27 protein-coding genes are annotated in these 26,453 nt (G+C 69.8%); 13 read left to right on the plus strand and 14 right to left on the minus strand.

The annotated features are described in order from the left end of the window. Positions 1–9 precede the first annotated feature (9 nt). The 9 genes from Q0581_RS07205 to Q0581_RS07245 are packed head-to-tail and all read right to left on the minus strand — an operon-like array spanning position 10 to position 8,220. Positions 10–903: an acetyl-CoA carboxylase carboxyltransferase subunit beta gene (locus Q0581_RS07205; RefSeq protein ID WP_298698954.1), complete on the minus strand. Its 894-nt coding sequence runs from the start codon at positions 901–903 to the stop codon at positions 10–12. A gap of 9 nt (positions 904–912) precedes the next feature. Continuing rightward, entirely contained in the window at positions 913–1,743 is an 831-nt protein-coding gene (gene trpA, locus Q0581_RS07210; protein ID WP_298698956.1) for a tryptophan synthase subunit alpha, read from the minus strand. 7 nt (positions 1,744–1,750) lie between these two features. Next, a complete protein-coding gene (locus Q0581_RS07215; RefSeq protein ID WP_298698958.1) occupies positions 1,751–2,218 on the minus strand; it encodes a hypothetical protein in 468 nt (155 codons plus the stop codon). Then, on the minus strand, positions 2,215–3,432 hold the full coding sequence (trpB, locus tag Q0581_RS07220; protein WP_298698960.1) for a tryptophan synthase subunit beta: 1,218 nt from the start codon (positions 3,430–3,432) through the stop codon (positions 2,215–2,217). The genes Q0581_RS07215 and trpB overlap by 4 nt, the downstream gene beginning before the upstream one ends. A 32-nt stretch (positions 3,433–3,464) precedes the next feature. Beyond that, positions 3,465–4,106 (minus strand): phosphoribosylanthranilate isomerase, encoded by a 642-nt coding sequence (locus tag Q0581_RS07225; RefSeq protein ID WP_298698962.1) that lies wholly within the window; start codon positions 4,104–4,106, stop codon positions 3,465–3,467. A 31-nt stretch (positions 4,107–4,137) separates the two neighbouring features. Next, entirely contained in the window at positions 4,138–5,358 is a 1,221-nt protein-coding gene (locus Q0581_RS07230; RefSeq protein ID WP_298698963.1) for an FAD-binding oxidoreductase, read from the minus strand. Positions 5,359–5,409: 51 nt separating this feature from the next. Next, entirely contained in the window at positions 5,410–6,141 is a 732-nt protein-coding gene (locus Q0581_RS07235) for a pseudouridine synthase (protein ID WP_298698965.1), read from the minus strand. After that, positions 6,138–7,037, minus strand: coding sequence for a methyltransferase (locus tag Q0581_RS07240; protein WP_298698966.1), 900 nt, complete (start codon positions 7,035–7,037; stop codon positions 6,138–6,140). Before Q0581_RS07240 ends, Q0581_RS07235 begins: the two co-directional genes overlap by 4 nt. Positions 7,038–7,044: 7 nt before the next feature. Continuing rightward, entirely contained in the window at positions 7,045–8,220 is a 1,176-nt protein-coding gene (locus tag Q0581_RS07245) for an acetyl-CoA C-acetyltransferase (protein ID WP_298698968.1), read from the minus strand. A gap of 212 nt (positions 8,221–8,432) precedes the next feature. Here Q0581_RS07245 and Q0581_RS07250 point away from each other — a divergent pair, with 212 nt between their 5' ends. The 5 genes from Q0581_RS07250 (at position 8,433) to Q0581_RS07270 (ending at position 11,812) form a co-directional block, all read left to right on the plus strand. Then, on the plus strand, positions 8,433–9,143 hold the full coding sequence (locus tag Q0581_RS07250; RefSeq protein WP_298698970.1) for a hemolysin III family protein: 711 nt from the start codon (positions 8,433–8,435) through the stop codon (positions 9,141–9,143). Between the two features lie 67 nt (positions 9,144–9,210). After that, the gene (phaR, locus tag Q0581_RS07255) at positions 9,211–9,804 is read left to right on the plus strand and encodes a polyhydroxyalkanoate synthesis repressor PhaR (protein WP_298698972.1); all 594 of its coding nucleotides are present in this window, start codon (positions 9,211–9,213) and stop codon (positions 9,802–9,804) included. 3 nt (positions 9,805–9,807) lie between these two features. Then, on the plus strand, positions 9,808–10,113 hold the full coding sequence (locus Q0581_RS07260) for a hypothetical protein (protein ID WP_298698974.1): 306 nt from the start codon (positions 9,808–9,810) through the stop codon (positions 10,111–10,113). Between the two features lie 258 nt (positions 10,114–10,371). Beyond that, positions 10,372–11,391, plus strand: a complete 1,020-nt coding sequence (locus Q0581_RS07265) for an NADP-dependent oxidoreductase (RefSeq protein WP_298698976.1) — start codon at positions 10,372–10,374, stop codon at positions 11,389–11,391. Between the two features lie 13 nt (positions 11,392–11,404). After that, on the plus strand, positions 11,405–11,812 hold the full coding sequence (locus Q0581_RS07270; RefSeq protein WP_298698978.1) for an acyl dehydratase: 408 nt from the start codon (positions 11,405–11,407) through the stop codon (positions 11,810–11,812). Between the two features lie 9 nt (positions 11,813–11,821). Here Q0581_RS07270 and Q0581_RS07275 read toward each other — a convergent pair whose 3' ends face one another. After that, positions 11,822–12,907 carry a glycosyltransferase family 1 protein gene (locus Q0581_RS07275; RefSeq protein ID WP_298698980.1) on the minus strand — a complete coding sequence of 362 codons (1,086 nt, stop codon included), beginning with the start codon at positions 12,905–12,907 and terminating at the stop codon, positions 11,822–11,824. Positions 12,908–13,024: 117 nt separating this feature from the next. Between Q0581_RS07275 and putA the strand changes: the two genes are divergently transcribed. Together putA and Q0581_RS07285 are read left to right on the plus strand one after the other, a co-directional pair. Continuing rightward, positions 13,025–16,150 carry a bifunctional proline dehydrogenase/L-glutamate gamma-semialdehyde dehydrogenase PutA gene (putA, locus tag Q0581_RS07280; RefSeq protein WP_298698982.1) on the plus strand — a complete coding sequence of 1,042 codons (3,126 nt, stop codon included), beginning with the start codon at positions 13,025–13,027 and terminating at the stop codon, positions 16,148–16,150. Positions 16,151–16,169: 19 nt separating this feature from the next. Continuing rightward, a complete protein-coding gene (locus Q0581_RS07285) occupies positions 16,170–17,345 on the plus strand; it encodes a tetratricopeptide repeat protein (protein WP_298698984.1) in 1,176 nt (391 codons plus the stop codon). Positions 17,346–17,361: 16 nt separating this feature from the next. Here Q0581_RS07285 and Q0581_RS07290 read toward each other — a convergent pair whose 3' ends face one another. The 3 genes from Q0581_RS07290 to Q0581_RS07300 all read right to left on the minus strand — a co-directional run bounded on the left by Q0581_RS07290 (position 17,362) and on the right by Q0581_RS07300 (position 20,895). Then, positions 17,362–18,243: an FkbM family methyltransferase gene (locus tag Q0581_RS07290; protein ID WP_298698986.1), complete on the minus strand. Its 882-nt coding sequence runs from the start codon at positions 18,241–18,243 to the stop codon at positions 17,362–17,364. Positions 18,244–18,319: 76 nt separating this feature from the next. Beyond that, positions 18,320–19,237, minus strand: coding sequence for a hydroxymethylglutaryl-CoA lyase (locus Q0581_RS07295; RefSeq protein ID WP_298698987.1), 918 nt, complete (start codon positions 19,235–19,237; stop codon positions 18,320–18,322). Beyond that, positions 19,234–20,895, minus strand: coding sequence for a glycosyltransferase family 39 protein (locus Q0581_RS07300; RefSeq protein WP_298698989.1), 1,662 nt, complete (start codon positions 20,893–20,895; stop codon positions 19,234–19,236). Before Q0581_RS07300 ends, Q0581_RS07295 begins: the two co-directional genes overlap by 4 nt. A 56-nt stretch (positions 20,896–20,951) precedes the next feature. On the opposite strand from Q0581_RS07300, the gene Q0581_RS07305 reads away from it, so the two are divergent. The 3 genes from Q0581_RS07305 (at position 20,952) to Q0581_RS07315 (ending at position 22,770) form a co-directional block, all read left to right on the plus strand. Next, a complete protein-coding gene (locus Q0581_RS07305; protein ID WP_298698991.1) occupies positions 20,952–21,683 on the plus strand; it encodes a glycosyltransferase family 2 protein in 732 nt (243 codons plus the stop codon). Between the two features lie 110 nt (positions 21,684–21,793). Further along, on the plus strand, positions 21,794–22,219 hold the full coding sequence (locus Q0581_RS07310; RefSeq protein ID WP_298698993.1) for a hypothetical protein: 426 nt from the start codon (positions 21,794–21,796) through the stop codon (positions 22,217–22,219). Positions 22,220–22,497: 278 nt separating this feature from the next. Next, positions 22,498–22,770, plus strand: a complete 273-nt coding sequence (locus tag Q0581_RS07315) for a hypothetical protein (protein ID WP_298698994.1) — start codon at positions 22,498–22,500, stop codon at positions 22,768–22,770. Positions 22,771–22,833: 63 nt separating this feature from the next. Here Q0581_RS07315 and Q0581_RS07320 read toward each other — a convergent pair whose 3' ends face one another. Next, positions 22,834–23,628: a response regulator gene (locus tag Q0581_RS07320; protein WP_298698996.1), complete on the minus strand. Its 795-nt coding sequence runs from the start codon at positions 23,626–23,628 to the stop codon at positions 22,834–22,836. 204 nt (positions 23,629–23,832) lie between these two features. Between Q0581_RS07320 and Q0581_RS07325 the strand changes: the two genes are divergently transcribed. From Q0581_RS07325 to Q0581_RS07335, 3 genes are all read left to right on the plus strand, one after another. Continuing rightward, a complete protein-coding gene (locus tag Q0581_RS07325) occupies positions 23,833–24,021 on the plus strand; it encodes a NepR family anti-sigma factor (RefSeq protein ID WP_298698997.1) in 189 nt (62 codons plus the stop codon). Next, the gene (locus Q0581_RS07330; protein WP_298698998.1) at positions 24,018–24,623 is read left to right on the plus strand and encodes a sigma-70 family RNA polymerase sigma factor; all 606 of its coding nucleotides are present in this window, start codon (positions 24,018–24,020) and stop codon (positions 24,621–24,623) included. The genes Q0581_RS07325 and Q0581_RS07330 overlap by 4 nt, the downstream gene beginning before the upstream one ends. A 109-nt stretch (positions 24,624–24,732) precedes the next feature. Beyond that, entirely contained in the window at positions 24,733–26,418 is a 1,686-nt protein-coding gene (locus Q0581_RS07335) for a sensor histidine kinase (protein ID WP_298698999.1), read from the plus strand. Positions 26,419–26,453 lie beyond the last annotated feature (35 nt).

Consider the following 26,453-nt stretch of genomic DNA (forward strand, 5'->3'; position numbering starts at 1 on the left):
AGGTGCCGCTCAGGCCGCGACCCGGCGTCCGTCCATCAGCATGGACAGGATGCGGCCCAGAACGCCGGGCAGTTCGGCGCGGGTGGTCACACGGTCGACCATGCCCTTTTCCTGAAGATATTCGGCGCGCTGGAACCCCGGCGGCAGCTTCTCGCGGATGGTCGCCTCGATCACCCGCGGCCCGGCGAAACCGATCAGGGCGCCCGGCTCGGCCAAGTGCACATCGCCCAGCATGGCGTAGCTGGCGGTCACCCCGCCCGTAGTCGGGTCGGTCAGCACCACCACATAGGGCAGTCTGGCGGCCTTCAGCTCCTGGATGGCCAGGGTGGTGCGCGCCATCTGCATCAGCGACAGGGCGCCTTCCTGCATCCGCGCCCCGCCGGCGGCGGTGAAACAGACCAGCGGCAGGTCGCGGGCCACGGCCTCGCGCGCGGCGGCGATGAAGGCTTCGCCCGCCGCCATGCCCAGCGAACCGCCCATGAAAGCGAAGTTCTGGACGATCGCCACCGCCTCTGTCCCGTCGATGGCGCCGACGCCGATGGACATGACGTCCCGCGCGTTCTGGGCCTTGCGGGCGGCGGCCAGGCGATCCTTGTAGGGCTTGCCGTCCGAGAATTTCAGCGGGTCTTCGGCCACCTCGGGCGTGTCGATCGCCTCATAGTCGCCGTCGTCGAAGGTGAAGCGCAGCCGGTCGCGCGCGCCGATGCGCATGTGGCGGCCCGACGGCGTGACCCAGAGGGACGTCTCCAGGTCCGACCGGTACAGCATCTCGCCGGTATCGGGGTCCTTGACCCACAGATTGTCGGGCGTGTCGCGGCGGCTGACGATCTTGCGCACGCCGGGGGCGAAGCGGCTGAGCCAGCCTCCGCGCGGGCGTTCGGGGGACTTGTTCTTGTCGACCATGGCGGCGCTTTAGACCTTTTCTGTCGCGCGCGCACCCCGCACGGCGTCCGCAAGCGACCTGACGCGATCCAGAACGCGCGAGACCGGGTCGGCGTTCTGGTCCAGGGCGGCGGCGACTTCATCCACCAGCACCGAACCGGCCACCACGGCGTCGGCGACGCGGGCGATTTGGGCCGCGCGCTCGGGCGTTTTCACCCCGAAACCGACCGCCACCGGCAGGTTGGCCGCGGCGCGCACCCGTTGCACGGCCGGGGCCACGGCGCCGGCGTCGGCCTCCTTCGTTCCTGTCACCCCGGCGACCGAGACATAATAGACGAAGCCCGAGGTGCGGGCCGCCACGACCTTCAGCCGGTCGTCGTCGGTCGTCGGCGCGGCCAGGCGGATCAGCGACACCCCCGCCGCATCCAGGGCGTCAGTCAGGGGATCGGCCTCTTCCGGGGGGCAGTCGACCACGATCACCCCGTCCACACCCGCCGCCGCCGCGTCGCGGGCGAAGGCGTCATGGCCATAGGTCTCGATGGGGTTCAGATAGCCCATCAGGATCAGCGGCGTGTCGGCGTCTCCCGCCCGGAAATCCCGCGCCAGGTCCAGCGTCCCCTTCAGCGTCAGTCCCGCCTTCAGCCCGCGCAGGGCCGCGCGCTGGATCGGCGGCCCCTCGGCCATCGGATCGCTGAACGGAAAGCCCAGTTCGATGATGTCGGCGCCCGAGCCGGGCAGGCCGCGCAGGATGGCCAGGGCCTGATCGCGCGTGGGATCGCCCGCCATGACATAGGCGACGAAGCCGGCGCGGCCCTCGGCTTTCAAGGCCGCGAACCGGGCGTCGATGCGGGCGGTGGTCACGGCGCGCTTACTGGGCCGGCGCGGCGGCGGGACGCGGCGCGCAGATATTGCCCGGAATGGTGGCGAATCCCAGGAAGGCGGCCGATTCCGGCACCGCCGGTTTGGACGTGTCGTAAAAGGCGATCATCTGAACGGCGTCGCACTGGTTCTCGCCCGTGCGCTTGATCAGCACCACGCGATTGTTGTCGCCGTCCACGGCCGACCAGCCCAGACCCGCCAGCGTCGTGATGTAGCTTTCCGCCAGGGCCTCCATCTGGCCCAGAGGCGCGGTGACGCAGAAGGCCCGACCCGCCAGATTGTGCAGATTGCCGCAATCCGGCGCCGCCGTGGCGCCGTTCAGGACGGGCGAGTCGTTCCACGGGCCGCCCTGCGGTTGCTGGGGCTGGGCCTGCTGGGGCTGGGCCACATCCTGGGCCACGGCCGTTCCGGCCAGAAGGGCGGCCGAGGCCGCGATCAGAAGGGTTCGGGTGTTCACAGTTCCACTCCCAGATGTTTCGCCACGGCGAAGATGTCCTTGTCGCCCCGCCCGCACATGTTCAGCACCACATCGCCGCCCTTGCCCACCTCGCGGGCGATGTCGCCGACCCGGGCCAGGGCGTGCGATGGCTCCAGGGCGGGGATAATCCCTTCCAGCTTCGAGCACAGCTGAAAGGCCTCCAGAGCCTCGGCGTCGGTGGCGGCGCGATATTCGGCCCGGCCGATGTCTTTCAGCCAGGCGTGTTCCGGCCCGATGCCCGGATAGTCCAGCCCGGCGGAAATCGAATGGCCTTCCAGGATCTGGCCGTCGTCGTCCTGAAGCAGATAGGTGCGGTTGCCGTGCAGCACGCCCGGGCGGCCGCCCTGAATGGACGCCGCGTGATCCGGCCCGTCCAGGCCGCGCCCGGCCGCCTCGACCCCGATCAGCCGCACTCCGGCGTCGCCGATGAAGGGGTGGAACAGGCCGATGGCGTTCGATCCGCCGCCGATGGCCGCCACACAGGCGTCGGGCAGTTTCTCGCGCCGCGCCAGCATGGAGGCCCGCGCCTCGCGCCCGATCACCGCCTGGAAATCACGCACCATGGCCGGATAAGGATGCGGCCCGGCCGCCGTGCCGATCAGATAATAGGTGTCGGCCACGTTCGAGACCCAGTCGCGCATGGCCTCGTTCATCGCGTCCTTCAGCGTCGCCCGGCCGCTGGTCACCGGCACGACTTCGGCGCCCAGCAGCTTCATGCGAAAGACGTTGGGTTGCTGCCGATCTACGTCCGTCGCGCCCATATAGACGACGCAGGGCAGGCCGAACCGGGCGCAGACGGTGGCGGTGGCTACCCCATGCTGGCCGGCGCCGGTCTCGGCGATGATGCGGGTCTTGCCCATGCGCATGGCCAGAAGGATCTGGCCCATGCAGTTGTTCACCTTGTGCGCACCGGTGTGGTTCAGCTCGTCGCGCTTGAACCAGATGTCGGCCCCGCCGTGGTGTTCGGTCAGGCGCTCGGCCAGATAAAGCGGGCTGGGCCGGCCGACATAGTCGGTCAGGAAGCCGTCCAGTTCGGCCTGGAAGCTCGGGTCCGCCTTGGCCGCCGCATAGGCCGCGTCCAGCTCGTGGATCAGCGGCATCAGGGTCTCGGCCACGAACCGCCCGCCATAGGGGCCGAAACGGCCCTGGTCGTCGGGCCAGGCATAGGGGGTGTTGGGAAGGGCGGCGGTCACGGGCACAGCTTTCACGCGATCAGGCGTCGGAATTACGGCCGCCGCACGGCCTGCAGAAAGGCGACGATCCGAGCGGCGTCCTTAACACCGGGCGCGCTTTCCACGCCAGAGGACACATCCAGCAGGGGCGCCCCGGTGATCCGCATGGCCTCGGCCGCATTCTCGGGCGTCAGGCCGCCGGCCAGGAACCAGGGGCGCGCGAACCGCCGCCCGGCCATCAGCGACCAATCGAAGACGGCGCCGACCCCGCCGGGCAGGACCGAGCCTTTCGGCGGCCGCGCGTCGAACAGCAGATGATCGGCCGCCGTCTCCCAATCGCCCACGGCCGCGAAATCGTCTGGCCCCGACACCGGCAGAGCCTTGATGACCCCCGCCCCCGTCAGGCGCCGCACGGCCTCGGCCCGAGCCGGCGTCTCCTGCCCATGCAGCTGGATCAGATCAGGCCGCACCCTGAGGCCGATCTCCGCCAGCAGGGCGTCGTCGGCGTCGACCGTCACCACCACCACCTTCGCCCGGCTCCGCGCCCGATCCGCCAGCGCCGTCATGGCGTCCAGCGACAGATGCCGCGGGCTTTTCGGGAAGGACACCAGACCGACATAGGCGGCCCCGTCGTCCAGGGCGACGTCCAGGGTTTCGGGCGTGCTCAGCCCGCAGATTTTCGCCTGAACGGTCATGGGTCGCTGGTGCGCCCGGCGTCCGATGGGGTCAAGCCCGATACAGGTCCGCATCCGGGTCGGGTCGTCCACGGATGGTGGCCGACACCACCTGGCTGGCGATGACCGAATAGGTGATGCCGTTGCCGCCGAAGCCCATGACGGCGTGCACCCGGTCCTGCATCCCCTCGATCGGCCCGATCTGGGGCAGGCCGGTGGCGCTTTCGCCGAACGCCCCGGCCCAGGCGTAGTCGACCTCGAACTCCACCGTCGGCAGCAGGGTCTTCAGCTTCCTCTGCAGCGTCCGGCATTTGACCTTCAGCCGCTCGGGGCTGGCGTGCAGGGTCGGCGACGGCTCGTCCTCGCCGCCGACGATCAGGCGGCCATCGCGCGCCATGCGCAGATACAGATACGGATCCGACGCCTCCCAGACCAGGGTCTCGCGCAGCCAGGCGGGACAGCGCTGGCGCGGCCGGGACGCCATGGCCCAGGTCGAGACCACCTTGGCGCCCGGCGTCGGCACGCCCTTGGGAAACTCATAGCCGCAGCAGAAGACGACCTGTTTGGCCCGCACCGGATGACCGGCGTCGGTGACCAGGGTGACGCCCTCGGGGTCGGGCAGGGTTTCCAGCACCTCGACCGGCGAATGGATCAGGGCCCCATCCGCCGCCGCGCGCCGCAACAGGCCCGCCGCCAGCCGCGCCGGATCGGCCACGGCCGAGCCGGGCGACACAATGGCCCCGGTCCGTTCCAGCCCGAACCGGTCGCGCAGGGCGGCTGCGCTCAGGTAATCGCCCTCCAGCCCCGCCGCGCGCCGCGCCTCCGCCTCGGCCTCCAGCGCCCGATGGCCATGGGCGTTTCCGGCCAGATACAGGGACTGGCGATCCTTCAGGCCGCAGACGATTCGGTCGCGTTCGACGATAGTCTTCAGGGCCTGCACCGCCGCGAACGACCGGCGATAGGCCCGCGCCGCGTCCCGGCCGCCGATCCGTTTGGCCAGTTCGGTCAGCGGCAGGTCGATCTCCCATTGCAGCAGGGCGGTCGAGGCGATGGTCGATCCCATCAGCGGCGGGCGGCGGTCCAGAACGACCACCGAATGATCGCGGCTCAGTTCCCGCGCCATGAAGGCGCCGCTGATGCCTGCCCCCACAATAGCCACATCGACCGCCACCGGCGCCGTCAGGGGCTTGATCGGCACGCCCAGGCCCGGACCGTCGGCCCACAGCGAACGTCCCGTCCGCAAATCGCGTTTGCGCGTGGCGCCCTTGTCCATGACCGCATCTCCCAAGCGCAGCCATAAGCCCCCTGACGCCCGCCGGTTCCGTCAGGCGAAGATGGCTTCGCGCTCCTGGGTCGTAGCCAGCCGCCACTGGCCGGGCGCCAGGTCGGGCGGCAGGGCCAGGCCGCCGATGCTTTCGCGGTGCAGGGCCTCCACGTGATTGCCGGCGGCGGCGAACATGCGGCGCACCTGGTGATAGCGGCCCTCGCCCACCGTCAGCCGCGCTTCGGTCGGCGAAACGACCTCCAGCACGGCGGGCGCCAGGGGCTTGTCCTCACCCTCCAGCATCATCTGGCCCGAGGCGAACAGGGCGGCTTCCGTCCCCGCCAGCGGCCGGGCCAGGCTGGCGCGATAGGTCTTGGTCACATGGCGTTTGGGGCTGATGACCCGGTGCAGCAGATCGCCGTCATCGGTCAGCAGCAGCAGGCCGGTGGTCTGTTTGTCCAGCCGTCCGATGGTCGATATGGCCGGATCGCGCCGCCGCCAGCGGTCGGGCAGGACGTCATAGACCAGCGCCCCGTCCTCCTTGTGCGAACAGGTCATGCCCAGAGGCTTGTTCAGGATCAGCAGCATCCCTTGCGGCGGATCGACCGGCCGGCCGTCGATGGTCATCCGCGCGGGCAGATCTGGCGTCACGGCGATGCGGGCGGCGGCGTCGGTGATGTCGGCGCCGTCCAGTTCGACGCCGCCGGCCTTGGCCAGCCGGGCGATCTCCTGGCGCGAGCCGTAACCGAGGGAGGACAGCAATTTATCGAGGCGGGCGGTCGGCGTCTTCACCGCGTCGCCTCCAGCACCTTGTAACCGCCGGTGTCGGCGACGGGCTTCATGCGTTTGAAGACGGCGTTGATCTCGTTCTCATAGGGCAGGTGGCGGTTGGCCACGACCCACAGGACGCCGCCGGGCTTCAACATCCCGGCCGCCTTGCGGACAAAGGCCTGGCCCAGGCGCCGGTCCTCGGCCCCGCCGTCGTGGAAGGGCGGGTTGGCCACGACGAAGTCCAGGTCCGCGTCTTCACTCAGCAGCCGGACATCGGCCCAGTCGAAGACGGCGCGGGCGTCCTCGATATTGCGCCGGGCCGCCTCGATCGCCCGCCGGTCCAGATCGACCAGCCGCAGGGCAGTCACCTGGGGCGAGGTCAGCACGGCGCGCGACAGGGCGCCCCAGCCGCAACCCAGGTCGGCGCCCGCCCCCGAAAGCGGGGGCAGGTGCTGCAACAGCAGGGCGCTGCCCGGATCGATCCGGTCCCAGGCGAAGACGCCCGGCTGGGTCCAGGCGTCCAGGGTCTCCAGCCGACGCGGCCCGCCCGCCGCCAGGGCCTCGTCCAGCCCCCGAACCGTCTCCGGCCGAACGGCGATGGCGCGGCGGTGGTGGGCCTTGGCGGTTTCCTCGAAGGTCAGGCCGAAGTCCTGAAGCTCCTTCTTCAGCCGCGAGCCGCTCTTGTCCTTGGGCGCCATGACGTCCAGCCGCCCGCCCGGCGCAAGGGCGCGCAGGGCCAGAGCCAGCACATGGCGCCGTTCGATCACCCCTGGCGGGGCGTAGATCATGGCGCTGTCGATCGAGCCGGGCGCCAGATCCTCCAGCGCCGCCGAGCCGGGGATCAGGGGCGAGGTCTGGACGGCGTCGGCCGGCGGATCGAACACCGCCGGCGGCCGGCCGTACAGGATGGCGCTCACGGCCGGGTCAGGCCCGTTCGACGCACAGGGCCACGCCCATGCCGCCGCCGATGCACAGGGTGGCCAGGCCCTTCTTCGCGTCCGACCGCTTCATCTCGTGCAGCAGGGTGGTCAGGATGCGCGCGCCCGAGGCGCCGATGGGATGGCCGATGGCGATGGCGCCGCCGTTGACGTTCACCTTGTCCGCCTCCAGCCCCAGTTCGCGCAGCACGCACAGGCTCTGGGCCGCGAAGGCCTCGTTCGACTCCACACGGTCCAGGTCGGCGACGGTCCAGCCGGCCTTGTCCAGCGCCTTCTTGGATGCCGGGATCGGCCCGGTGCCCATCACAGCGGGATCGACGCCCGCCGTGGCCCAGGAGACGATCCGCGCCAGAGGTTCCAGCCCCCGCGCCTTGGCTTCGTCCGCGCTCATCAGCACCAGGGCGGCGGCCCCGTCGTTCAGGCCGGACGCATTGGCCGCCGTGACCGTGCCGTCCTTGGTGAAGGCGGGGCGCAGCTTCTCCATGGCCTCCAGGGTGGCGCCGTGGCGGATGTATTCGTCCTGATCGACCACGACGTCGCCCTTTCGGGTGGTGATCGTCACCGGGGCGATCTCTTCGGCGAACCGGCCGGCCTTCTGGGCCGCCTCGGCCTTGTTCTGGCTGGCGACGGCGAAGGCGTCCTGGTCGGCGCGGCTGATGGCCTTCTGCTCGGCGATGTTCTCGGCCGTCTGGCCCATGTGATAGCCGTTGAAGGCGTCCCACAGGCCGTCCTTGATCATGGTGTCGACCAGCGCCGCATCGCCCATCTTCTGGCCTTCGCGCAGGCGGGTGGCGTGGGGCGCCTGGCTCATGCTCTCCTGGCCGCCGGCGACGACGATCCTGGCGTCGCTCAGGGCGATCTGCTGATAGGCGATGGCCACGGCGCGCAGGCCCGAGCCGCAGATCTGGTTGAGGCTCCAGGCCGGGGTTTCGACCGGCAGGCCGGCCTTGATCGAGGCCTGACGCGCCGGCCCCTGACCGGTCGCGGCCTGCAGCACATGGCCCAGGATGACCTCGTCCACCTCGGTCGGGCGCACGCCGGCGCGCTCGACGGCGGCCTTGATCGCCACGGCCCCCAGATCGGCGGCCGAAAGGCCCGACAGGGCGCCCAGGAACGAACCGACCGGCGTGCGGGCGGCGGAAACGATGACGACGTCGGTCATAATACTGAAACTCCGGGGAAGGAACGGCCGCCTGAGTAGCCCCCCCGCCCCCGCGCCGCAAATCACGCCCGCTCGCCCGCGGCCCCGACTGTGGCCTGAACGCCGCACCTGACGCTGAACAACGCCGTCCGACCCCGATGTTCAGGCGATGGTCATCCAGCTTGCCCATTGTTTACGGGAACGATCACGCCGGTTCAGGTTTTGGAGAAGCCATGCTGAACGCGTTGAAAGCCCTGTCCGCCCGCGTCTGCGTCGCCGACGCCCTGGACATGATCGAACACTACGCCTCGCGGGCCGAGCGTCAGGCGGACCTGTGGGTGCATCTGATCGGCCTGATCCTGGCCGGCGTCGGCGGCATCGTGCTGGCGACCCTGGCGGCGGTCTATGCCGGGGTGGGCGAGGCGGTGGCCACGGCCATCTACGCCCTGTGTCTGATCGCCATGCTGACGGCCTCGACCGTCTATAATCTTACCCGGCCGTGCGCGGCGCGGCCGGTGCTGCGGCGGCTGGACGAGGCGGCCATCTTCCTGATGATCGCCGGCAGCTACACCCCCTTCACGACCCAGCGGTTCGAGGGCTGGTGGTCGATCGGTTTCACGGTGCTGGTCTGGAGCATCGCCCTGGCGGGGGTGGCGGCCAAGATGGTGGCCCCGCGCCTGTCGGACGGGTTCTGGAGCGCGGTCTATGCGGTGTTCGGCTGGCTGGCGGTGCTGGCGCTGAAGCCGATGCTGGACACGGTGCATCCCATCGCCCTGGGCCTGCTGGTGGCCGGGGGGCTGATCTACACCGCCGGTGTGTTCGTCTTCATCAGCCCCAAGGTGAAATTCCGCCGCGCCATCTGGCACGGGTTCGTGGTGGCCGGGGCGGGCGCCCACTGGGCCGCCGTGCTGGTGGGGGTGGTTCTGGCGCCGTCCGTGGTCTGACATCACCGCTGGCGCAATCTGGCGCAGTGCGGGATAAGGACGCGACGGCAACAGCAAGGCGTGCGGCGTGGCTGAGAAGAAAACACCCGAAGGCAAGGCCGAAGACGGCGTGGTGATCATCAAGAAGTACGCCAACCGGCGGCTCTACAACACCGCGACCAGCGCCTATGTCACCCTGGACGATCTGGCCCGCATGGTCCGCGACGGGATCGAGTTTCAGGTGTTCGACGCCAAGTCGAACGAAGACCTGACCCGCCAGATCCTGACCCAGATCATCTTCGAGGAGGAAAGCCGCGGCGAGGCCCTGCTGCCGGTGCAGTTCCTGCGCCAGCTGATCGGCTTCTACGGCAATCCGGTGCAGGGGGTGCTGCCCAGCTATCTGGAGATGTCGCTGGAGAATTTCACCCGCCAGCAGGAACAGTTCCGCGACCAGATGAGCCGCACCTTCGCCGCCGCGCCCGGCGCCGGTCTGATGGACGAGGCGATCAAGCGCAACATGGCCATGTTCGAACAGGCCATGCGCATGTGGCCCGGCATGGCCGGCGCGGCGTCCAAGCCCGAAGCGCCCAAGACCGAAGCGACCGCCGATCCTCTGGAGGCCATGCGCCGCCAGATGGACGAGATGCGCGCCCAGATCGACCGCCTGGCCGGCAAGGGCTGATCCATGGCCGGCGACGACCAGCGCCAGGGCGACCGCCGCCGGACCCAGCGCCGCGAATCCAGCCGCGCCCTGGTTCCGCTGGACCCGCAGCCGGCCAAGACCGACAGCCCGGCAAGCCCTGCCGCCCGCCCGGCCGGACACGACCCGGTCTTCGCCGCCCAGGTGATGGGCCAGACCGGTCAGAAGCGCGGGCTGAAGGGCGGCCCGCCGGTGCTGGATGCGGCCCGCGCCGCCTATCTGGGCCGCGAATATTCCGGCGCCAAGGAACGGCGTCCGGCCGCCGGCAAGACGACCAAGACCGACATCTGAAGGCGCGCCCCGCGTTCCGGCACGGGCCTTGCTGAGCGCAGGGCCAACCGTCGCCTATCGGAACGTCCCGGAATCCGTCCATGTCCCACGTCCTGTCCTTCGCCGCCCGCGCCTTTGACGTCACCGTGGTGGCCCTGATCTTCACCGCCTTCTCCTGAGGCCTGCGGGCCGAACGGCGCTTTTCTTTCGTCGCCCCCTCGACAGGCGGGCGGGGTTTTGGCCCAATGGGTCCACAAAGAAAACGCGATGGAGAGCGCCATGAGCCGGATGAATCGTCAGTGGGTGCTGCGCCAACGGCCGCGCGGTGACATCCAGGACGGCGACCTGGAGCTGGTCTCCGCCCCCGTGCCGGACCTGAAGGACGGCGAGGTTCTGATCCGCACCGTCTATCTGTCGCTGGACCCGACCAACCGCACCTGGATGAACGATTCCGAGGGCTATCTGCCGCCGGTGGGTCTGGGCGACGTCATGCGCGGCCTGACCCTGGGCGTGGTCGAGGACAGCCGGTCCCAGAAGTGGGCCGTGGGCGACATCGTCTCGACCGCCGCCGGCGGCTGGGCCGACTATGGCGTGGTCAATGAGGCCGCCGTATCGCGCGTGCACCGGGCGCCGGGCCTGCCACTGACGGCCAATATGTCGGTGATGGGCATGACCGGCCTGACCGCCTATTTCGGCGTCACCGACATTCTGAAGCCCCAGCCGGGCCAGACCCTGGTGGTTTCGGCCGCCGCCGGTGCCGTCGGCTCCATCGCCGGACAGATCGCCAAGCAGAAGGGCGCGCGCGTCATCGGCATCGCCGGCGGGGCCAAGAAATGCGCCTGGCTGACCGACGAACTCGGCTTCGACGCGGCCATCGACTACAAGAACGAGGATGTCGGCGACGCCCTGGACCGCCTGGCCCCCAATGGCGTCGATCTGAATTTCGAGAACGTCGGCGGCGACATCATGATCGCCGTCTGGAACCGGCTGAATGTCGGGGCGCGCATGGCCGTGTGCGGCCTGGTCTCGGCCTATAACGCCACGCGGATGCCGCCATCGCCCAATTTCGCCCGGCTGATCACCCACCGACTGCACGTCCAGGGCTTCCTGGTTCTGGACTACGCCCCGCGCGCCCGCGAGATGGTCGCCGAGATGGGGCCGTGGCTGGCGGACGGCCGCGTCAAATGGAAGGCCCACGTCGACGACGGGCTGGAAGGCGCGGTCGGGTCGCTGAACCGCTTGTTCACCGGCGACCATGACGGCAAGCTCCTGGTGCGGGTGTCCGAAGAGCCCGCCTGACGCGAGCGAGCCGATGAGCGGAACCCTGAACGTCCATTTCGAGGACCTGGGCGTCGGCCAGGTCATTCCCCTGGGCGCCTGCGCCGTCGATCAGGCGGCGCTGGACCTGTTCGTCGAGCGGTTCTCGCCCGGATGGGACGCCGCCTATGGCGCGCCGGACGCCATGGTCTATGCCCTGTGGAGCCGGCTGGCGGCGGAAAAGGCCGCCGGCTGGGCCCAGACCAAGGTGTTGGCGGTCGACGGCCTGCGCTTCATGCGCAATCCGCCGGCGGGCGAACTGCTGCGCGGGCGGCTGACCGTCATGGGCAAGGATCCGGTCGGCGACGACAAGGGCATATTGATCGCCCAGCACGACCTGCTGGACGAGGCCGGGCGGCTGGTCTTCTCGTGCCTGATGCGCACGGTGCTGACCCGGCGCTGAGGGCCGCAGTCAGGCGGCGGCGCGACGGCGCAGGCGGGCGATGCGGCGCAGGCGGCGCCAGAATTTGCCGCTTTCCGGTTCGGGATAGGGCTGGAGGTTCTCGACGAACTGTTCGGCCGAGGCGCGCCAGCTGAACTTCTCGGCATAGGCGCGCACGGCGCCCCGGTCGCACTCCAGCGCCTTCAGGCAGGCGGTCCTCAGGTCGTCGTCTATGGCCCCGGCGTCCGACCCCGGAATGATGTCGATCGGCCCGTGCGCCGGATAGGCGGCGACCGGCGTTCCGGTGGCCATGGCCTCCAGGATCACCAGGCCGAAGGTGTCGGTCCAGCTGGGGAAGACGAAGACGTCGGCGTCGCGGAAACACCGGGCCAGTTCTTCGCCGAACCGGGCGCCCAGGAATTTCGCCTCCGGGTATTTGGCCTGAAGCTCCGCGCGCGCCGGGCCGTCGCCGACCACGATCTTAGTGCCCGGCAGGTCGGTCTCCAGAAAGGCTTCGATGTTCTTTTCGACCGCCACCCGGCCGACGTTCAGCCAGAAGGGCCGGGGCCAGTCCTTTCCCCCCATCTCGTCATAGATGCGCGGCAGCTCGGGATTGAACTGTTCGGTGTCCACGCCGCGCGACCAGGGCGAGACGTTGCGGAAGCCGTGCTCAACCAGTTCGTCCCGCAGCGTCGGGGTGGCGACCATCAGCCGGCCCGACGGCTTGTGGAACCACTTCATATAGGCGTAGCCGACCCCCACCGGGATCGGGAACCGGGCCGAGACATATTCCGGGAATTTGGTGTGGTAGCTGGTGGTGAACGGCAGCTTCCATTCCACGCAGATGCGCCGGGTGGCGATGCCGATCGGGCCTTCGGTGGCGATATGCACCGCCTCGGGCGCAAAGGCCCGCAGCCGTTCGCGAATCTCTTCTTCGGCGCCCAGGGCCAGGCGGATCTCGGGATAGGTCGGGCAGGGAATGGTCTTGAACTGGCTGGGTTCGACGACCTCGACCTCATGGCCCATGGCGCGGCATTCCGCGATGGTGCGGGTCAGGGTGCGGACGACGCCATTGACCTGGGGCTCCCAGGCGTCGGTGGCCAGGACGATACGCATGTGGGCCTGTATCCGGCTCCGTTGTTCGGCAGGATGATCTAGCGGTTTGCGCGTGCGAAGGCGAGAGCGTGTTGATCCCCCTCCCGTTCCCTCGCGGAAAGGTCTAAGAGCCGCCCCATGATCGCAGCTTCCGCCCCGCCCCCCGCCCTGTCCCAGGATTGGGACACGCTGGATCACGACAAATTCGCCGACGAGACCGCCGTGGTGCGTGGCCTTCTGGGCCGGGTTCCTCTGGACGGCGCCGGCCGCCAGGCGGTGCTGAACCAGGCGATCGATCTGGTCCAGCGCGCGCGCGCCAGCGTCAAGAAACAGGGCGTGGTCGAAAGCTTCCTGCAGGAGTTTTCTCTGGGCACCCGCGAGGGTCTGGCCCTGATGTGTCTGGCCGAGGCCCTGCTGCGCACGCCGGACGAAGACACGCGCGACCGGCTGATCGCCGAGAAGATCGGCTCGGCCGACTGGGCCTCGCACCTGGGCCAGTCGGACAGTCTGTTCGTCAACGCCTCGACCTGGGGCCTGATGCTGACGGGCAAGCTGGTGGACGCCGACGACCAGGCCAAGAGCGACCTGCCCGGCTTTCTGAAGCGCATCGCCGGGCGGCTGGGCGAACCGGTCATCCGCCAGGCGGTGGCCACGGCGGTCAAGATCATGGGCGAACAGTTCGTGGTCGGCCGCACCATCCAGGCCGCCCTGAAGCGCGCCGACCGCGAGGGCTGGCTGTGCAGTTTCGACATGCTGGGCGAAGGCGCCCGCACCGCCCACGACGCCGAACGCTATGAGCACATCTACGCCGAGGCCATCGAGGCGGTGGGCCGCACGGCACAGGGCCAGGGCCCCGAGGCCGGCCATGGCGTCTCGGTCAAGCTGTCGGCCCTGTCGCCGCGCTATGAGGCGGTGCAGGAAGGCCGGGTCTGGGCCGAGCTTTACCCCCGCACCCGCCGCCTGGCCCTGATCGCGGCCCGGCACGACATCAACTTCACCATCGACGCCGAGGAAGCCGACCGGCTGGCCCTGTCGCTGAAGTTGCTGGACGCCCTGGCGCACGACCCGGAGCTGGGCGACTGGAAGGGGCTGGGCCTGGCGGTTCAGGCCTATCAGAAGCGGGGACCAGAGGTCATCGCCCGCGTCGCCGACCTGGCCCGCATCTCGGGCCGCCGCCTGATGGTGCGTCTGGTCAAGGGCGCCTATTGGGACACCGAGATCAAGCGCGCACAGGTCGGCGGGCGCACCGACTATCCGGTCTTCACGACCAAGGCGGCGACGGACCTGAACTATCTGGTCTGCGCCCGAGCCATGATCGCGGCGGCGCCGCACCTGTACGCCCAGTTCGCCACCCACAACGCCCATTCGCTGGCCGCCGTGCACAAGATGGCGACGGATGCGGGGGTGAAGATCGAGTTCCAGCGCCTGCACGGCATGGGCGAGGCCCTGTACGACGCCGCCAAGGACGCCTTCGGCCCGGTCACCGTCCGCGCCTATGCCCCCGTCGGCGGGCATGAGGATCTGCTGCCCTACCTCGTCCGCCGCCTGCTGGAGAACGGCGCCAACTCGTCATTCGTCCATGCCCTGCTGGACGAGCGGGTGCCCGCCGCCGCCGTCGCCGCCGACCCCATTTCGGCCGTCGAGGCCCACCCCGACCGCCACGCCAAGATCCCCACGCCCAAGGACATCTACATGGACCGCCAGAACTCTTTGGGCCGCGATTATTCGCAACGCGCCGACCGCGAGCGCCACGCCGCCGCCCTGTCGAAGGTGGATTCCGAGACCCTGACGTCCGGCCCGCTGATCGGCGGCAAGCTGGGCGCCGGGGAAAACCCCCAGCCGGTGCTCAGCCCCTGGGACGGCCGCCTTCTGGGCCATGTGTCCGAAGCGACCACGGCCGACATCGATGCGGCGCTTGAAGCCGCGCACCGCGCCCAGACCGCCTGGGACCGCAAGGGCGGCGCCGGTCGCGCGCCCATCCTGCGCGCCATGGCCGACGCCCTGGAAGCGGACATGGACCGTCTGGTCGCCCTGCTGTCGCGCGAGGCGGGCAAGACGCTGAACGACGGGGTGGCCGAGGTGCGCGAGGCGGCCGACTTCTGCCGCTACTACGCCATGCTGGCGGAACGTGATTTCGGCGGGCCGAAGACGCTGGAAGGCCCGGTGGGCGAGATCAACCAGCTGGTGCTGCACGGCCGCGGCGTCTTCGCCTGCATCAGCCCGTGGAACTTCCCCCTGGCCATCTTCACCGGCCAGATCTGCGCCGCCCTGGCCGCCGGCAACGGGGTGCTGGCCAAGCCGGCCGAGCAGACGCCCCTGATCGCGGCCGAGGCGGTGCGCCTGTTCCACAAGGCGGGGCTGGACCCCAACCTGCTGGCCCTGGTTCCGGGGCGCGGCGAAACGGTCGGCGCGGCCCTGACGTCCCATCCGCTGGTCGACGGGGTGGCCTTCACCGGCGGCACCGACACGGCCACGGCCATCAATCGCGCCCTGGCCGCGCGGCCCGGAGCCATCATCCCCTTCATCGCCGAGACGGGCGGGCTGAATGGGATGTTCGTGGACACCACGGCCCTGAAGGAACAGGTGATCGACGACGTCATCCTGTCGGCCTTCGGCTCGGCGGGTCAGCGCTGTTCGGCCCTGCGTCTGCTGTATGTGCCGCATGATGCGGCCGACGCCCTGATCGAGGGGCTGAAGGGCGCCCTGGCGGCCCAGGTCATGGGCGATCCGGCCGAACCGACGACCGACATCGGCCCGGTCATCGACGCCGACGCCAAGGCCATGCTGGAGGCGCATCTGAAACGTCTGGAAGGCGACGCCAGGATCATCGCGCGCGCCGAACCGCCCGCCGGTGCGGACACCGGCCACGTCTTCGCCCCCACGATCGCCGAGGTGCCGACGCCCGACTATCTGGAGCGCGAGGTGTTCGGCCCGATCCTGCACATCTGCCGCTATCACCCCAAGGATCTGAAGACCGTGGCCGGCAAGCTGGCGGCGCGCGGTTACGGCCTGACCCTGGGGGTTCACAGCCGCATCGAGGCCTTCGCCGAAGAGGTGGCGCGCCTGGTCCCGGCGGGCAATGTCTATATCAACCGCTCGATCATCGGCGCGGTGGTGGGCGTCCAGCCCTTCGGCGGCGAGGGCCTGTCCGGCACCGGCCCCAAGGCGGGCGGCCCCTACAGCCTGATCCGCTATGCGGCGGAAAAGGCCATCAGCAACAACATCTCGGCCCAGGGCGGCGACCCGGCGCTGCTGAACCTGTAGGGCGTATCGGGCGGCCGCCGTGATCGACCTGTATCGCAGCGACAATGTCGTGGTCCGGCAAGTCCCGGCCCAGGACGTCAGCCGCTGGGTCGTGACCTTCGACAACTATGGGCTGGGGCCGGGGTTCGACCGGCCCGGCTTTGGCCAGGACTTCCTGGCCCGATCCGGCGTCTCGGCCATCCATGTGCTGGGGCGTGGCGACGACTGGTATCAATATCCCGACATGGCCCAGGCCCTGGCCGCGGTGCGTGGGGCGGTCGCGGGCGCCGAACGGGTGATGACCTATGGCTCCAGCATGGGGGCCTATGCGGCGATCCGCTTCGCCGACGCCGTGGGCGCACACGCGGCCCTGGCCATTTCGCCCCAATATTCCATCGACCCGCGCCGCGCGCCGTTCGAGATCCGCTGGACCGCCGACGCCCTGCGGATCGACTTCCAGCCAGAGATCGAGGACCGGCTGGCCTGCGCCATCCGGCCGCTGATCGTCTATGATTCCGCTGGGGATGACCAACGCCATGTCGCCCTGATCACCGCCGAGATCGCTGCGGACCTAATTGGGGTGGGCCACATCCATCATCCGGCCACGACCTTCCTGCTGGAGGCCGGCATGCTGGCGCCGCTGGTGATGGGCCTGCTGGCCGGGCCGGTGGACGCCGCCGCCCTGACGGCGCGCGCGCGTCGGGCGCGGCGCGACAGCGTGGCCTGCCTGACCCTGATGGCTGAGCGCCAGCCGCCGCATCGCCCCCGGCTGGCCCTGGCCCTGGCGCGGCGGGCGGTCGAAATTCAGCCCGACCAGCCCATGGCCCTGTCGGGCCTGGCGCAGCAACTGACCCGCGCCGGCGACCATGAAGCGGCCCTGGCGCTGCATGACCGCGCAACCCGTCTCAGCGGCCGGGGGATCAGCTATCTGGCGCCCTATTCGCAAGCGCTTGCGGCAGCGGGGCGGCTGGAGGACGCCGAAGCCCTGGCCGTGGAGGCGGTCGAGCAATACCCCTCCGCGCCGCACCTGCACTATTGGCTGGCTACGATCCGCCTGCGCGCCGGCCGCACGCCAGACGCCATCCCGGCCCTGGAACGCGCCGTCGCCCTGGAGCCGGACAACGCTCGGTACCGGCGCACCCTGGCCGAGCAACAAGCCCCCGGTGGTCGCTTCGCGCGACGGCTCTTCCGCTGGCTGAAACGCCGCCTGGCCTGACCAACCCGAAGATATCTCAAGCCTTGGGCGGGGTCAGGTCGCGCCGCGACATCACGACGTCGCACAGGTCCAGTCCCGCCATGTCGGCGGGTGCAACCGGCTGCAGGCTGGAATCGAAACCCATGCGCCAGAAACCGAAACCCATGTCCGACAACCAGTCGACAAACTCCGAAACCGAGGTGCGCGACCCCATTTGCTCCACGCTCCATTCCAGACACAGGACAATGTCGCGATTGGCCTTCAGAATCGCCTCGGCGCCCCGCAAAATGAACGGCTCCGACCCTTCGGCGTCGATACGGATCATGTCGATGGGTCCGCTCACCGTGTCATCGAGACGGACGGCCGGAACTTTCAGAACCACCCCGTCCTCGTACGGCTGTCCCTCCCAGTAGGTGACAAAACCGCCGCCAGAGTTGCGTCGAGACACCACAAAGCTGATCTCTCCCGGCTCGTTCAGGGCGGCCTGAGGAATGACTCGACTGCGCGCTGCGAAGCCGTTGAAGGCCAAGGATTTCTGCGTCAGGGCAGCAATACGGGGATTGGCCTCGAACGAGGTCAGGAAGCCCCCGGGGCCGACCTTCTGAGCCATGGCCACGGCGTAGTAGCCCAGGTTGGCGCCGACTTCGATCACGCGGTCGCCCGACTTCAGCAGGCCCAGGACACAGGCATGCACCCAGCTTTCCCAATGGCCGTCGGCGATGATCCGGGCGCTCATGTGATCGTCCTGCGGATCGACGTACAGGAACAGGCCGTTGTCCAGCTTCACCAGCGCCTGGTCCGGCCCAAGGTAGAAGTACCGATCCCGCGCAATGGGTGTCCCACCTGTCGTCGCCACAGGCTGCGGCCGGGTTCCCGTCAGCCTGCGGAAGGCGCGGGCCAGCGTCTTGCGAACGGTCATGACACGATCTCGTAAAGGGGGCGGCTGGGGGAGGCGGCCGGTCTAGCAGGCGGGTGCGGTCAGGCCAATGCCGCGCCTAGCCCCTCGGCCATCCGCCTGCGCGGCTGAGGGCGCTGGGGGCCGGGCGGCCGATCTTGTCGCCGATCCAGCGGGCGGTTTCGATCAGGGCGTCCAGGTCATAGCCGGTCTGAAACCCCGCGCGCTCCAGCATATAGACCAGATCCTCGGTGGCGATGTTGCCCGTGGCGCCCGGCGCGAACGGACAGCCGCCGATGCCGCCGACCGAGGCGTCCAACACCGTCACCCCCGCCTCGATCCCCGCATAGGCGTTGGCCAGGCCGGTGTTGCGGGTGTCGTGGAAATGCAGGCGCAGGCTTGCGTCCGGCGCCGCCGCCTTCGCCGCCCGGACCTTTTGCGTCACCGCCCAGGGGTCGCCGGCGCCGATGGTGTCGGCCAGGGCGATTTCCTGCACCCCCAGTTCGGCGATGCGGCCGACCAGATCGGCGACCTGATCCACCCCCACCTCGCCGTCGAACGGACAGCCCCAGACGCAGGACAGGGTGGCCGACAGTTGCGGCGCCCCGCCCGTCTCGGCGCCCGCATTGGCGCGCCCGGCGACGATGTCGGCCAGCATCTGCACCTGCTGATCGACGCTCAGGCCCTGGTTCTTCAGGCCGAAGCCGTCGGTGGCGCTCATGGCCACATTGACCTCGTCCACCGCCGTGCCCAGGGCGCGGTCGTACCCCTTGCCGTTCAGGACCAGGCCGATGCGGCTGCGCCCCTGTTCCGGCGCCAGGTCGGCCATCACCGCTTCGGCGCCAGCCATCTGGGGCACATATTTGGGATGGACGAAGCTGACCGCCTCGATCCGGCGGGCGCCCGCGGCCTGCAGCCGGCGCACGAAATCGACGCGGACGGCGGGGTCCAGCACCGCCTTTTCGTTCTGCAGGCCGTCGCGGGGGCCGACCTCGACGATCTGGATGAAGCGGCTCATCGGGCCGCTCCGGGCGGCGCATAGACCGTCAGGGCCACATCGTCGCCGGTGGAATAGTTGTGGCCCCGCACCACCCCGACCGACCGACCGGTGACGCCCAGGCCGGCGGCGGCCTGACGGAAGGCTTCGGCGTCGGCCGCCTCGACGATGGCCGGGCGGCCTTCGGCCAGAGCGCGGGCGGCGCCGGCGGCGTCGGTCAGCTGGGTTCGCGTGCCGGTCAGAAAGACGAAGCTGGGTTCATGAAAACGGGTGATGGCCACCGGGCCGGGGGTGCGCCCCTGGTCGGGATGCAGCCGCGCCTCGCGCAGGGTCTTCTCCAGCTGGACCGACACGGCCAGGGGCCGAAGCTGGCGGATGGTTCCGGCCAGGGCCGCATGCGACACCACCCCAAAGGCCAGGGCGATCAGCAGCCCCGTCACCGCCGCCCGGTTCAGCAGCAGGAAGCCGCCGATCAGCGCCGCCCCCACCGCCGTCAGCATGGTCACCGCCGCCCAGGTCTGGGCCGTCGAGCGCCCGAACTCGGTCAGGCCGTAAAGCACGATCAGACAGATCAGCCCCGCTGCGAACAGGCCCAAAAGGGCGCCCACGCGCCGCGAGACCGTGCCGATGGGCCGCGTCAGGGCGGCCGCGGCCAGCAGGGCCAGCGCGCCGAAGGTGGGCAGGGTGTAGTGGATCAGCTTGGTTGGCGTCAGCTCGAACATCAGCCAGGCCGGAACCAGCCAGCAGATCAGGAACCGCACCGCCGGCTCGGCCCGGCGGCTCCACGCCGTCGACAGGGCGGCCGGCAGCATCAGGGTGGCGGGAAACAGCAGCAGGGGCGCGGCCAGGATGTAATATCCGGGCGGGGCGCCATGGCTTTCGTGGCCGCCGGCCACCTTGGGCGCCAGATCGCCCATGATCGCCTCGCGCCAGAAGCCGCCGTCGGTGGCGATGGTCACGGCGATGGCCCACGGCCCGACGATCAGCGCCATCAGCGGCAGGCCCCAGCCCCAGCCCAGGCCGCCCAGCCAGCGCCATTTGCGGTCCCAGGCCGACAGGGTGATCACCGCCAGGACCACGACCAGCAGGCCGATCGGCCCCTTGATCAGCACCGAGGCGCCCAGGGCGGCCCAAAACAGGGCCTTGTGCGGTCTTCGCCCCGGCTCTCCGGCGCGGGCGGCCATGTAAAGGCGCGCCAGGGCGGCCATGGCCACGGTCACGGCGGCGCACAGGGCCGCGTCGGTCTTGGCGATGCCCGCCTCGGTCGACAGCAGGAAACAGGTCCCTAGGATGGCCCCGGCCAGGAAGCCCGCCCGCGTTCCGAACAGGGCCGCCCCCGCCCAGGCGCAGGCCGCCGCCGCGATCATGGCCGCCAGCAGGGACGGGATGCGATAGGGGGCGATGATCCGGTCCTCGACGCTGGAGGTCGCCGCCACCGTCGCCGCCTGCAGCCAATAGATTCCCACCGGCTTCTTCCAGCGCGGATCGTCCTGGAAACGGATGTCCACGAAATCGCCGGTCTCCAGCATCTGGGCCGTGGCCTGGGCGTAGCGGCTTTCGTCGCGGTCCAGCGGCGGCAGCAGCAGCAGGCCCGGCAGGCCCGCGATCAGCGCCAGCAGCGCCGCCATCAGGGGGCCGCGCCAGCCCTGGATATGCCGGTCAAGGTTCGGTCGGTTCATGGCGGCTTTCTATCACGCCGTTTTCGCGGACGTCAGCCGCTGCTAGAGGGAGACGCATGACCGCATCCGACACGCCCGACATCTCCGTCGTCGTTCCCGTCCATGACGAGGCCGGGGCCGCCGGCCCCCTGGCGCGCGAAATCGCCGCCGCCTTTATGGGCCGGTCGTATGAAATGATCTTCGTGGACGATGCGTCCCGGGATACGACCCTGGCCGAATTGCGCGCCCTGATGGCCGAGCTGCCGGCGCTGCGGGTGCTCAGCCACGCCACCAATGCGGGCCAGAGCCGGGCGGTGCGCACCGGGGTGCTGGCGGCGCGCGGGGCCATTGTGGTGACCCTGGACGGCGATGGCCAGAACCCGCCGGCCGAGGCGCCGAAGCTGGCCGACGCCCTGATGGCCGCCCCGCCGAATGTGGCCCTGGTGGGCGGTCGGCGCGCCAAGCGCCAGGACACGGCCGCCAAACGCTGGGCCTCGCGCTGGGCCAACGGCATCCGCAAACGCCTTTTGAAGGATGACGCCGACGACACCGGCTGCGGGCTGAAGGCGTTCCGGCGCGACGTCTTTCTGCGCCTGCCCTATTTCGATCACGTCCACCGCTATCTGCCGGCCCTGACGATCCGCGAGGGGTATGAGAACCGCTATCTGGACGTGGACCACCGCCACCGCGAGACGGGCCGGTCGAAATACACCAACTGGGGCCGGTTGCGGGCGTCGCTGTCGGACCTGATGGGGGTCATGTGGCTGAAATCCCGCGCACGGCGGCCGGGGGCCGTGACCGAGTTCTGATCCGCTCTCGCCTGAGGCGCGCAAGCGGTGGCGGGATGGAGCGAACGGGCGTATTCATCGTTAACAAGCGCGGCCGTTGACGGGCCGCCCCTCGCGCGAAGGATGACGCCATGCTGATCGCCGTGCCGCTGCTGCTGATCCCGGTGGTCCTGTACAATCTGGTGGTGTTCGCCAACGGCCTGACGGGGGCCAGCATGGCCGGGGCCGATGCGGCCCTGCGCGAACCCATGTTCGCCATCCCCATGGCCTCGGGCGCCAGCTGGAACGTCGGGCCGGGCGACCTGATCCTGTTCCTGGCGCTGATCCTGCTGTTCTTCGAACTTCTGAAATCGACGTCCAGCCAGAAGGTGGCCATCGTCAATCACGCCCTTTCGATGATCCTGTTCGTGGTCTGCCTGGTCGAGTTCCTGCTGATCCGCGGCTTCGCCACCTCGACCTTCTTCCTGATCGTGACCATGGTCATGCTGGACGTGCTGGCCGGGTTCATCGTCACCATCATCTCGGCCCGCAAGGATCTGGATTTCGGCGGCGCCTGATCGGGGCGCGGCCAAAAGAAAAGAGCGGGTTCCGAAGAACCCGCTCTGGCAAGTGGCATCATCGAGAATGAGGCGCGGAGGCGACTGACCGGCTGTGGCCGGTCTCAAGTCGGGGGGGCGTCGCCGCCTCCGCACACCTGATAACCCGACAGGCGAACGCCGGTTCCCGGCCCGGACGAATTATTTCTCGCACACCCGCTGGCGGCGCGACGTACGGAACGGCCAAGCCGGGGCGGCGTTGATCGGGCTGATCCGTTCACCTTCCGCTGGAGGCCGCCATGACCCCTGACAATCCCCACGACCGCGCCGCCGACGCCGTGCACCAGGGCCGGCCGGTCGAAGCGCAATATGTACGCCAGGGCCGCGGCGGGGTCCGCATCCTGACCCTGCTGATCGTGTCGGCCGGGGCGGCGGCGGTGCTGTTGCTGGGCCTGTGGTTCGTCAGCCAGGGCGGTTTCGCCGCGACCAACGCCAACAAGGGCGACCAGGCCGTCGATGTCGCCGCCTTCAAGGACAGCGCGCCCGCACCAGCGCCCCCGCCGGTCGGCTGATGGCGGAAAGACAAGGCCCCGGTCGCGAAACCGGGGCCTTTTCGTTTCGGGTCGCTGAAGGCGTCAGGCCGCCTGGCGACGGCGCGTCGGATGGAAGAACAGGGCCTGGCTGATCGCCGCCTTCACCGTTTCCGGCTGGAACGGCTTGGTGATCAGGAAGGTCGGCTCGGGCCGTTCGCCGGTCAGCAGACGCTCGGGGAAGGCGGTGATGAAGATCACCGGCACGTCGAACCGCTTCAGGATATCCTTCACCGCATCGATGCCGGACGAGCCATCGGCCAGCTGGATGTCGGCCAGAACCAGGCCCGGCCGCTGGCGCGCCACCGCATCGACGGCCTCGTCGTGGGTGGTGGCGGTGGCGGTGACCGTATGGCCCAGCTCGCGCACCAGGCTTTCGATATCGGCCGAGATAATGGCCTCGTCCTCGATGATCAGGACCTCGGTGGCCAGTTCGGCGTCGATGTCCGACTGGGCCTCGCCGATCAGGCGTTCGACCTCGGACGGATCGGCGTCCAGGATCTGGGCGGCTTCAGACGGGGTGAAGCCCTCCAGCGCCGTCAGCAGAAAGGCCTGGCGCGAACGCGGGGCGATGCGCATCAGGCGGCGCGAGGCGTCGTCCTGGGCCTCCAGGCCGCTGGTGTCCTCCAGCTGGGCGCCGGTCGAGGCCCAGATGGCGTGGAACACATGATACAGGGCCACGCGCGGCGTCATGTCCGGCGACAGCTGGCGCTCGCCGGCGGCCAGGGCCTCCAGCGCCACGCGCACATAGTTGTCGCCGGTCGTCTGATCGCCGGTCAGGGCGCGGGCGTAACGACGGACATAGGGCAGGTGCGGCGCAAGTCTGGCCAGAAGGCTCATTGTTCTACAGTCCCCGACTCGATGACGGGCCCGCCGAACGACGCGCCCCTACAGTCAAGCCGAACGCACCGCCAACGGACGGGTTCCCGCAATCGACAAGCTTCAGCATATTTTTCTTGCCGTTCAGGAACCGCACGCCGCCCATCGCGTTGCCGCTTCCAGAGTAAAGCCCGCTAGGGCGTTTCGGGGCGCGACGACCAACTGATGGCCAAGGATAAAGAGATGCGGCGCAAGCCGGACGAAGGGCCTGCGCTGGAAGAGGCGCGGCTGAGGCAACAGGCCATCGGGGTCAAGCTGCGCCACCTGTTCGACGAAGTGGTCAACGAACCGGTTCCCGACGAATTCCTGGACATCCTGCGCCGCGCCGACGACCGGCGCGGAGACGGCGCATGAGCGCGCGCGGCGCGGCCAAGCCGCCCTCCAGCGACGATGAGCGGTTCAAGCGCGAACTGGTGGTGCTGATCCCGCACCTGCGGGCCTTTGCGCGCACCCTGACCGGCGATCCGACGGCGGCCGACGACCTGGCCCAGGACGCCATGATGAAGGCGTGGGACGCCCGCGCCAGCTATCAGATGGGCACCAATATGAAGGCCTGGACCTTCATGATCCTGCGCAATCAATTCTATTCCGAGAAGCGCCGCTCGTGGCGCCAGTCGCAACTGGACCAGGAGGCGGCCGAACGCACCCTGGTGGCCGTCGACGACCCCGAGGCGCCGGTGGCCCTGGACGAGCTGCGCCAGGCGCTGAAGACCCTGCCCGAGGAACAGCGCGAGGCCCTGATCCTGGTCGGCGCCGGCGGCTTCGCCTACGAAGAAGCCGCCGCCATCTGCAACTGCGCCGTCGGCACGGTCAAAAGCCGCGTCAGCCGCGCCCGCAAGGCGCTGCAGGCGACGCTGGAGCGCGGCGGCTACGCCCGCGACGGCCAGGCCGCCGGCGACGCCATGCGGGCCATCCTGGGCGAAGCCGACCGCCTGAGCGGTCAGCGTCAGGGCTGAGGCGGTGCTGCGGCTGGGCCGGTCGCTGGGCCGGTCTATCGGTCGATCCTGGGGGCGCGGCCTGGCGCCGCCTCGGTTCCAGGGCATCCGATTCCGGCTGGGCGTGGCCATGGCCTTCGCCCTTCTGCCGGTGATCATCCTGTCGATCGTTCAGATGCAGGCGGATTTCCGCGTGCAGGAGGCCGACCGCGCCCAGGCGCTGCAACTGGCGGCCACGCGGGCGTCCCTGTCGGCCAAGGCGCGGCTGGACAGCACGGTCGTGCTGCTGGACGCCCTGTCGCCGGAAACCCTGGGCGCCTATTGCGGGCCGCGGCTGTCGTCGCTGGTCCAGCGGCTGGAGGGCTATCAGGCGCTGTACCGCATGTCCCCCACCGGCGACATCGTGTGCGGCTCCCGTCCGGCGATGGCCACCTCCACGCCCGAGGTCGTGCGCGGCCGGCCCTGGTTCCAACGTCTGCGCAGCGGCGAACACGCCGTCGTCATGCGCGCGAACGGACGGGTCGCCGACGGGCCTTCCGTCATCGTGGCCGTGCGTTCCGAGCGGCCGATGGGCCGGTTCGACGGGGCCATGACGGCGGTGATCCCGCTGGAGGCGCTGCAACCCGACGTCACCGATCCCGACCTGCCCGCAGGCTCGCAGGCCGCCCTGACGGACGCCCAGGGCAATGTGCTGATCTCGACCGATCCGGCCGCCTTCGATCTGAAGGGGCGCGGCCTGAAAGGCTGGGTCGACCGCGCCCGCGACACGGCGGGCGGATCGTCGCTGTTCGAGGGCGACACCGCCGCGCGCGGCCATCGGGTCTTCAGCGGGGCGGCCCTGGCGGGGCGCGACGTCTATGTCGTGCTGTCGGCGCCGGCGCCCGACCTGTGGTCCTGGGCGGTGCTGAACCCCATCGGCAATCTGCTGCTGCCGCTGGGCGCCTGGCTGACGGCCTTCGCGGCGGTGATGCTGGTGTCCGAGCGGATCGTGGTGCGCTGGCTGGACTATCTGGAGCGGATCGCCGCCATCTATGCGCGCGGCCGGTTCAGCGTGCGCCCGATCCAGGCCGCCCACGCCCCGACCGAAATCCGCGTCCTGGCCCGCACCCTGGACGACCTGGCCGAAACCATCACCACCCGCGACCGCGCCCTGCTGGACTCCCTGTCCGAAAAGGACGCGCTGATGCGCGAGATCCATCACCGGGTGAAGAACAATCTTCAGATCATCTCGTCCCTTCTGTCGATGCAGCAGCGCGCCCTGACGGATCCGGCGGCCAAGGCGGCGGTGGGCGACACGCGCCAGCGGATCGCGGCCCTGGCCCTGATCTATCGCACCCTCTATCAGAGCGCCGACCTGCGCTATGCCGACGCCAAGGTCTTCCTGGGCGATCTGGTCGGACAGCTGGTGGCCGGCGAGGCCCTGCGTGGGCCCATGGTGACCAGTTCGGTCGACGCCGACAGCCTGGTGATCGACCCGGACAAGCTGGCGCCCCTGGCCCTGTGGCTGGTCGAGGCGGTGTCGAACGCCCAGAAGCACGCCTTCGCCGGGCGCGGCGGCGATCTGAAGGTGCGGTTCCGCGTCCAGGGCGACACCAGCGTGCTGGAGGTCCAGGACGACGGCCCCGGCGTGACCGACGCCCAGGCCCGCGGCGTCGGCCGCACCCTGATGAACGCCTTCGCCAAACAGTTGCGCGGCGAGGCCGAACTGGTTCCCGGCTCCGAGGGCGGCAGCATCGCCCGAATGACCTTCGCCACGCCCGAGGCCGTCATTCCCGACGACCCGGCCGACATCATCCGCCGCGAGGCCGGAACCTGAACCGCGCGACGCCGTTGTTCCTGCGACCCGCCGCC

Source organism: uncultured Brevundimonas sp. (assembly GCF_937863155.1).
GTDB lineage: Bacteria > Pseudomonadota > Alphaproteobacteria > Caulobacterales > Caulobacteraceae > Brevundimonas.